Below are 5,087 nucleotides of genomic sequence, written 5' to 3' on the forward strand. Positions count from 1 at the left end.
GTGTAGGGCAGGAAGACCGCGCCCACCAGGAGCACGATCGCGAGCCACATGACGTGGTTCCAGGCGATCACGGCCCCGATGAAGCAGAGGGTGCGCACGCCCATGCTCAGGGCGTAGCGGAGCTCGCGGGACCCCAGCTCGTCGCTGTGCCCCTCGCTGGCCGAGGTGATCGAGTAGACCTGCTCGTCGCGGCTGCCAGCGGAGCCGGTCGACGAGCCCTTCGGCGGTGTGTGCTTCACCTCTCCAGCGTACGTCGCGTCAGGCGGACCCGCCGGGCGCCGGGACGTGAGGAGGAGGACACCGGCATGATGCTGTCATGAGCAACCGCACCTACCGCGTCACCGAGATCGTCGGCACCTCCCCGGAGGGCGTCACCCAGGCCATCGAGAACGGCATCCAGCGCGCCGGCCAGACCCTGCGCCACCTCGACTGGTTCGAGGTCGAGGGCATCCGCGGCGCCATCACCGACACCGACGTGTCGCACTACCAGGTGACGATGAAGATCGGCTTCCGCCTGGAGGACGACGAGTAGACCCCGTCAGGGTCCCGGCTGCGACGCCGCCGGGCCCGTCGGCTCCTCCTCGGCCGCGTCGGCGGCCTCGACCTCCTCGCGCGTGATGCCGAGCAGGTACATGACCGAGTCGAGGTACGGCACGTTGACCGACGTCTGCGCCTGGTCGCGGACCATCGGCTTGGCGTTGAACGCGATGCCCAGCCCCGCCGCGGCCAGCATGTCGAGGTCGTTGGCCCCGTCGCCGACCGCCACCGTGTTCTTCAGCCCGATGCGCGCCTCGGCGGCGAAGCGGCGCAGCGCCTCCGCCTTGCCGGCCCGGTCCACCACGGCACCCACGACGCCGCCCGTGAGTCGGCCGTCGACGACCTCCAGCTCGTTCGCCGCCCAGTAGTCGATGCCCAGGTCGTCGGCGATGCGCTCGATGATCTGGGTGAAGCCGCCGCTGACGAGCGCGAACCGGTAGCCGAGCCGCTTGAGGCTGCGCACCATCGTGCGCGCGCCGGGCGTGTACTCCAGGGCCGCGTAGACGTCGTCGAGCGCCGACGCCGGCACGCCCTCGAGCCGGGCCACGCGCTGGCGCAGCGACTCCTCGAAGTCGATCTCGCCCCGCATCGCCGACTCCGTGACCGCCGCGACCTCGTCGGCGCAGCCGGCGTGCTCGGCGAGCATCTCGATGACCTCGCCCTGGATGAGCGTGGAGTCGACGTCCATCACGACGAGCCGCTGGGCGTGGCGCAGGATGCCGCGCTCCTCGACGGCCACGTCGACGCCGTGCTCGAAGGCGGCCGCCGCGAGCTCGACCTGCAGGACGTCGGGGTCGGCCCCGGAGACCTCCAGGCGCAGCGCCGTGACGGGGTAGCGGGCCAGACGCAGGATGCGGTCGATGTTGCCGCCCGCCGCCTTGATGCGGCTGGTCAGCGCCGTCATCGCTGCCGGACGGAGGGGGTGGGCGAGCAGCGTGACCTGGCTGCGGCCCACGCGACGCGGACGGTTGTCGCCGACCCCGTGCTCGACCTCGACCACCATGTCGAGCTCCGTGGCGGTGGCGCGGACGGCGTCCTCCAGCGCCCGCGGGTCGTCGGGCAGCGACACGAGCACGCTCAGCACGAGACGACCGCGGACGACGAGCTGCTCGACGTCGACGACCTCGACCTCGAACGGCTCGAGCGACGCGAACAGCCTCGTCGAGACGCCGCTGCGGTCGGGTCCCGTCAGGGTCAGCAGCAGGGTGGGCGAGGTGAGGTGCACGGCCGGCACGTGGGCGGTCATCGGGACCGAGGCTATCGCCCGACCGCCCGTCGGCGACGCGGGACGCCACGATAGGTTGGACACAGCGCGCTCGCCCCGGTGCGAGCGCGCCGTCGTCCGGTCCGACCAGCAGCAGGAGACCCCGCATGGCCACCGCGTTCCAGCTCGACTCGGTGAGCGTGGTCAGGCCCGGCAAGCGCCTGCTCGACGACGTCTCCTGGACCGTGCACGACGACGAGCGCTGGGTCGTGCTCGGCCCCAACGGCGCCGGCAAGAGCACGCTGCTGCAGGTCGTCGGCGCACACCTGCACCCGACGTCGGGCAGCGCGCAGATCCTGGGGGAGCGCCTCGGCGCCACCGACGTCTTCGACCTGCGCACCCGGATCGGGCACGGCGCGACCGTCGTCGCCGACCGGATCCCGCCGGTGGAGCGCGTCGAGGACGTCGTGCTGTCCGCCGCGCACGCGGTGACCGGACGCTGGCGCGAGACCTACGACGAGGACGACGTGCAGCGCGCCCGCCAGATCATGGGCGAGCTCGGCATCACCGGCCTCGCCGACCGCACCTTCGGGACGCTCTCCGAGGGCGAGCGCAAGCGGTCGCTCATCGCCCGCGCGCTGATGACCGACCCCGAGCTGCTGCTGCTCGACGAGCCGGGCGCCGGGCTCGACCTCGGGGCCCGCGAGGACCTCCTGGCCAGCCTCGACGTGCTGTCCTCGACCCCTGGCGCACCCGTGCTCGTGATGGTCTCCCACCACGTCGAGGAGATCCCACCGGGCTTCACGCACGTGCTCCTGCTGCGCGACGGCGCCGTCGTCGCGCGGGGTCCGATCGCCGAGGTGCTGACCGCGGAGAATCTTGGCAGCACGTTCGGGATGCGCCTCGAGCTCGACCACGTCGACGGTCGCTACGCGGCCCGGCGCGCGCAGTACGGTCGACGAGCGCTGCGCTGACGTCGTGCCTCACGTGGCTGGTAGCGTGACGCGCCCGACGCGTGTGCGCGACAGCGCCGTCACGAGAGGAGACCACCGATGATCGAGTGGATGACGGAGAACGCCTGGGTCACCTGGGTCGGTGTCGCCGTCCTGCTGGCGGTCGCCGAGCTGCTGAGCCTCGACCTCGTGCTGCTCATGTTCGCGATCGGTGCGCTCGCGGGCGCGGTCGCCAGCGCGCTGGGTGCGCCCTTCTGGGTGGCGATGCTCGCGTTCGGCGTCGTCGGCGTCGGGCTGCTGTTCTTCGCCCGACCACCCATGGTCGCCCGCCTGCACGCCGGCCCGACGCTCACCACCGGCCACGACGCCCTCGTCGGTCGGACCGGCGTGGTGCTCGAGCCGGTCGGCCCGTTCGGCGGCCGGATCACCCTCGCCAGCGAGGTGTGGTCGGCCCGCACCGAGGGCGACGCCGAGGTGGCGCCTGGAGCCGAGGTCGTCGTGACCCGCATCGACGGCGCCACCGCCGTCATCACCCCGAAGGAGTCCTGAGCATGACCGCCTTGACCATCTTCCTGGTCCTGCTGGCGATCCTCGCCGTCGTCGTCGTGACGATGACGATCAAGATCGTCCCGCAGGCCCGCGCCGGCATCGTGGAGCGGTTCGGCAAGTACCGCACCACCCTCTCGGCCGGCCTGAACATCGTCGTCCCGTTCATCGACAAGGTGCGCTACATGATCGACCTGCGCGAGCAGGTCGTCTCGTTCCCGCCGCAGCCGGTGATCACCGAGGACAACCTGACGGTCTCCATCGACACCGTCATCTACTTCCAGGTGACCGACCCCGTGGCCGCGACGTACGAGATCGCCCACTACATCCAGGCCATCGAGCAGCTCACCATGACGACGCTGCGCAACATCATCGGTGGCATGAGCCTCGAGCACGCGCTCACGAGCCGCGACCAGATCAACTCCGGCCTGCGCGGCGAGCTCGACGGGGCCACCGGCAAGTGGGGCATCCGCGTCAACCGCGTCGAGCTCAAGGGCATCGACCCGCCGCCGTCGATCATCGACGCGATGGAGAAGCAGATGCGTGCCGAGCGCGACAAGCGCGCCGCCATCCTCACCGCCGAGGGCGACCGCCAGAGTGCCATCCTCACCGCCGAGGGCCAGAAGCAGGCCGCCATCCTGACCGCCGAGGGCGAGAAGCAGGCCGCGATCCTGTCGGCCGAGGGCGAGAAGCAGGCCGCCATCCTGACGGCGCAGGGCGAGGGCCGCGCCATCGAGACGGTCTTCCAGGCCATCCACGACGGCAACCCCGACCAGAAGCTGCTGTCCTACCAGTACCTGCAGACGCTGCCGAAGATCGCCAGCGGCGAGAACGCCTCGACCTGGATCATCCCGGCCGAGCTCACCAAGGCACTCGGCACGCTCGGCAACCAGCTCGGCACGATCCCCGTCGACGGCGGAGGCAGCCGCACCCGCGTCGACCTCGACGAGCCCGTCGAGACGGGAGAGTCCTCGGCCGGCACCCAAGCCGCCGTCGAGGCGGCGCTCGAGGCCGCGAAGGCCGCCGAGAAGCCCGGGGTCGGGACCGGTGGCGGCACCGCCGACCCGGTCGTCCCTGGACGATCGCGCGGCCGAGCGTCTTGAACGCCAGGTTGAAGCCGACGACCGCGGGGCTGACGTCACCGTCGACCCCGAGCTTCTCCTCGCCGACCGCGTGGACCACGAAGAAGTAGCGGTGCGGCTGGTCGCCCTCCGGCGGCGCAGCCCCCATGAAGTTCTTGCCGCCGCCGTCGTTGCGGACGTGGAAGGCGCCCTCGGGCAGCGTGTCGTCGCTCGCGCCGGCACCGGCGTCGAGCGAGGTGACGTCGGCCGGGATGTCGACGACCGTCCAGTGCCAGAAGCCCGAGACGATCGGGGCGTCGGGGTCGTAGCAGGTCACGACGTAGGACTGCGTGCCCTCGGGGGCGCCGCTCCAGGACAGCTGCGGCGACGTGTCCCCGTGGGCGTTGACCTGGTCGTCCTTGAGCGGGGCGCCGTCGGTGACGTCGTCGCTCGTGACCGAGAACGACGCCGCGCCGGGCAGCAGCGGGTAGGGGTCGGGGGTGACGGGACGTTCGAGACTCATGGGCCCACGCTAGCGACGCGGACCTCCTCCTGCAGCGCGACCGCGGGCCTGCCGGGCGCGCGGCGCAGGTCCCGGGACGGGCCGACGACACGTTCCCCCGAGTGCTCGCCGACCATTCATCACCCGTTCACCGCAGACGCTCCGGACGCCGTCGCGCGCTGTCAGAGTTCTCGAGGCCCGTCCACCGACGCGCCGTCCTCCACCCCCCCCAGGAGCACCAGGCGTGACCACCGTCCTGCGCAGCGAGCCTGCGCGCGTCGACG

The 5,087-nt window shown here is 71.8% G+C and carries 6 protein-coding genes and 1 pseudogene; 4 read left to right on the forward strand and 3 right to left on the reverse strand.

Annotation, left to right across the window (positions count from 1 at the left end):
- Positions 1 to 239 (reverse strand): DUF3099 domain-containing protein (locus A6Q79_RS05355; protein ID WP_317696923.1); only part of this gene is annotated, 239 nt, incomplete at its 3' end.
- Positions 240 to 316: 77 nt separating this feature from the next.
- Here A6Q79_RS05355 and A6Q79_RS05360 point away from each other — a divergent pair.
- On the forward strand, positions 317 to 532 hold the full coding sequence (locus A6Q79_RS05360; RefSeq protein WP_067857604.1) for a dodecin: 216 nt from the start codon (positions 317 to 319) through the stop codon (positions 530 to 532).
- Between the two features lie 6 nt (positions 533 to 538).
- Here the strand turns inward: A6Q79_RS05360 and serB are convergent, their stop codons facing one another.
- On the reverse strand, positions 539 to 1,783 hold the full coding sequence (gene serB, locus A6Q79_RS05365) for a phosphoserine phosphatase SerB (RefSeq protein WP_289016720.1): 1,245 nt from the start codon (positions 1,781 to 1,783) through the stop codon (positions 539 to 541).
- 125 nt (positions 1,784 to 1,908) lie between these two features.
- On the opposite strand from serB, the gene A6Q79_RS05370 reads away from it, so the two are divergent.
- The 3 genes from A6Q79_RS05370 to A6Q79_RS05380 all read left to right on the forward strand — a co-directional run bounded on the left by A6Q79_RS05370 (position 1,909) and on the right by A6Q79_RS05380 (position 4,343).
- Positions 1,909 to 2,715, forward strand: a complete 807-nt coding sequence (locus A6Q79_RS05370) for an ABC transporter ATP-binding protein (RefSeq protein WP_317696928.1) — start codon at positions 1,909 to 1,911, stop codon at positions 2,713 to 2,715.
- 78 nt (positions 2,716 to 2,793) lie between these two features.
- Positions 2,794 to 3,243, forward strand: coding sequence for an NfeD family protein (locus tag A6Q79_RS05375; protein ID WP_202967652.1), 450 nt, complete (start codon positions 2,794 to 2,796; stop codon positions 3,241 to 3,243).
- Positions 3,244 to 3,245: 2 nt separating this feature from the next.
- Positions 3,246 to 4,343: an SPFH domain-containing protein gene (locus A6Q79_RS05380; RefSeq protein WP_317696933.1), complete on the forward strand. Its 1,098-nt coding sequence runs from the start codon at positions 3,246 to 3,248 to the stop codon at positions 4,341 to 4,343.
- On the opposite strand, the pseudogene A6Q79_RS05385 reads toward A6Q79_RS05380, so the two are convergent.
- Positions 4,312 to 4,824 (reverse strand): annotated as a pseudogene (locus tag A6Q79_RS05385) (YbhB/YbcL family Raf kinase inhibitor-like protein); the annotation flags it as partial. The gene A6Q79_RS05380 and the pseudogene A6Q79_RS05385 sit on opposite strands and share 32 nt — an antisense overlap.
- Positions 4,825 to 5,087 lie beyond the last annotated feature (263 nt).

The organism is Aeromicrobium sp. REDSEA-S32_B7 (assembly GCF_001626145.1).
Lineage (GTDB): Bacteria > Actinomycetota > Actinomycetes > Propionibacteriales > Nocardioidaceae > Aeromicrobium > Aeromicrobium erythreum.

Excerpts from the sequence above, each read along its gene's own strand:
- A6Q79_RS05375 (WP_202967652.1), top strand. The coding sequence starts at position 2,794 with ATGATCGAGTGGATGACGGAGAACGCCTGGGTCACCTGGGTCGGTGTC.
- A6Q79_RS05370 (WP_317696928.1), top strand. The coding sequence starts at position 1,909 with ATGGCCACCGCGTTCCAGCTCGACTCGGTGAGCGTGGTCAGGCCCGGC.
- serB (WP_289016720.1), bottom strand. The coding sequence starts at position 1,783 with ATGACCGCCCACGTGCCGGCCGTGCACCTCACCTCGCCCACCCTGCTG.
- A6Q79_RS05380 (WP_317696933.1), top strand. The coding sequence starts at position 3,246 with ATGACCGCCTTGACCATCTTCCTGGTCCTGCTGGCGATCCTCGCCGTC.
- A6Q79_RS05360 (WP_067857604.1), top strand. The coding sequence starts at position 317 with ATGAGCAACCGCACCTACCGCGTCACCGAGATCGTCGGCACCTCCCCG.